Genomic DNA, 1,674 nt, shown 5'->3' with positions numbered 1-1,674 from the left:
AGGGGGGCGTGTGCGGAGCTCACCCCCCGGCCCACGACCACCTCGGCGCGGCTGAGGTCGCCGGCGACCTCCCGCCACCACAACGGCAGCAGATCCTGATCGTCGCGGTCGAGCCAGCGAGCGGCCTCGGCGACCTGCCGGCGCTGAGCCGACATGCCCAGGCGCAGGAGGGTGACGTCGGCGAACTCGGCGTCGGGATCCGGGATGAGCACCGCCTCGTCGAGCGACGTCACCCGGCTGCGCTCCTGGTCCCAGGCCAGCTGCCGATTGCTGATCTGGTGCATCGCGATGGTGACGAGCCAGGACCGGAAACGGTCCGGCGTACGCAGGGTCGGCAGGTCCCGGTGCGCGCGGAGGACGGTTTCCTGCACGACGTCGTCGACGTCGGCGTGACCGTCGAGGGCTTGCCCGACGATGCGGTGCAGCAGCGGCAGGTGCGCGGCGATCAGTTGCTCAGCCGCCTGCCGGTCCCCCGCGCGGGCGGCGTCCACCAGGCCGGTCCAGCCGCTGACCTCCATCGATGGTTCCTCTCGCGAAATCCCCGGCGAACTGTTACGCGACGACCCCGAAATCGGCCGTCGGGCGCACCTCCCGCCGAAGCTTGAGGGCGCGGACACATTCTGGCAACATCGCCACCAGTGGATGGGAGCGTTCCCACCAATGTGCACGATGTGCAGGTCGAGCTGGAGTGGTCATGGCTGGGACAACCAACGGCTTCGCCCGGAACCTCGGCTCCAACCGCGTCCGCACAACGCGCCTGATGAGCCGGCCCGCTCACCCACGGATGTACAGCGCCACGGTGGTGCGCGAGAACCGCCACAGACCCATCCGCGTGAATTCGCGGTTCAGCACCGGCGCCACCGACGGTTTCCCGGTGACCGGGTGGCCGAGCCGGCGGCCACCGAGGCCGCTAGCCCGCGAATACTGGTAGCCCAGCCACGCATCCGACCCCGCGACGCGTGGCTGAGCTACCACTGTCGGGTCCCGCGACGTAGCGCAAGTGCCCCATCCGTGTGACCCGGGCCGGGCCGAGGAGCAGCATGACCATGCCCGGCAGAACGGCCGGCGCCCGGCGACTCAGATGGTCGCCGGGCTACCGGGATCGGCGATAGCGCCGACCGCGATCAGGCGGTCGCGGCGGGCACCAGCTCGCGGTCGCGGCCGGAAGGCTCAGCGGTTGCCGGGACGGCCGCGGAGGCGCCGGCGAAGCGGGCGGACAGTGCCGCGTACGCCCGGGAGCGCATCGCCACGACGGTCATCACCAGGCCGATCAGGCCGGCACCCATGAACAGCAGTGCCATCGCGCGGTCCGGACCGGTGCCGAACCAGCCGCCGATCGTCGCGGCCCCCGCTCCCGTGGTCATGAACGGGATGACCCAGACCTGGGCGATCGGTCCGATCAGGAACGAGGTCACCGGCGAGGCCGCGGTCTCCAGGCTCTGCGCGAGGCCGAACACGCGGCCCTGCGTGGCCAGCGGGACGACGCGCTGGATCACGGTCTGTTCGGCGCTCTCGGCGACCGGGACCAGGATCAGGTAGATCAGGAAGCCGATGGTCAGCATGACGATCGACGACCGGATAGAACGATTTCTAGGGACGATTTTAAAAAAGATGAGGAAAAGTACCAAAAAGAAATCAAAGCGTATGAGGCGTCTCTGAGTGTCCTTAGAATGA

General features: G+C 69.1%; 2 protein-coding genes and 1 pseudogene. All 3 read right to left on the bottom strand.

The annotated features are described in order from the left end of the window. A partial coding sequence (locus AB0M20_RS42110) for a sigma-70 family RNA polymerase sigma factor (protein ID WP_364306985.1) occupies nucleotides 1-518 on the bottom strand: 518 nt, incomplete at its 3' end. A 256-nt stretch (nucleotides 519-774) separates the two neighbouring features. Beyond that, on the bottom strand, nucleotides 775-975 hold the full coding sequence (locus AB0M20_RS42105; RefSeq protein WP_364306983.1) for a hypothetical protein: 201 nt from the start codon (nucleotides 973-975) through the stop codon (nucleotides 775-777). Between the two features lie 149 nt (nucleotides 976-1,124). Beyond that, nucleotides 1,125-1,674 (bottom strand): annotated as a pseudogene (locus AB0M20_RS42100) (hypothetical protein); the annotation flags it as partial.

This window comes from Actinoplanes sp. NPDC051633, from assembly GCF_040681735.1.
Lineage (GTDB): Bacteria > Actinomycetota > Actinomycetes > Mycobacteriales > Micromonosporaceae > Actinoplanes.
This window is presented reverse-complemented; position numbering and strand designations above follow the sequence as displayed.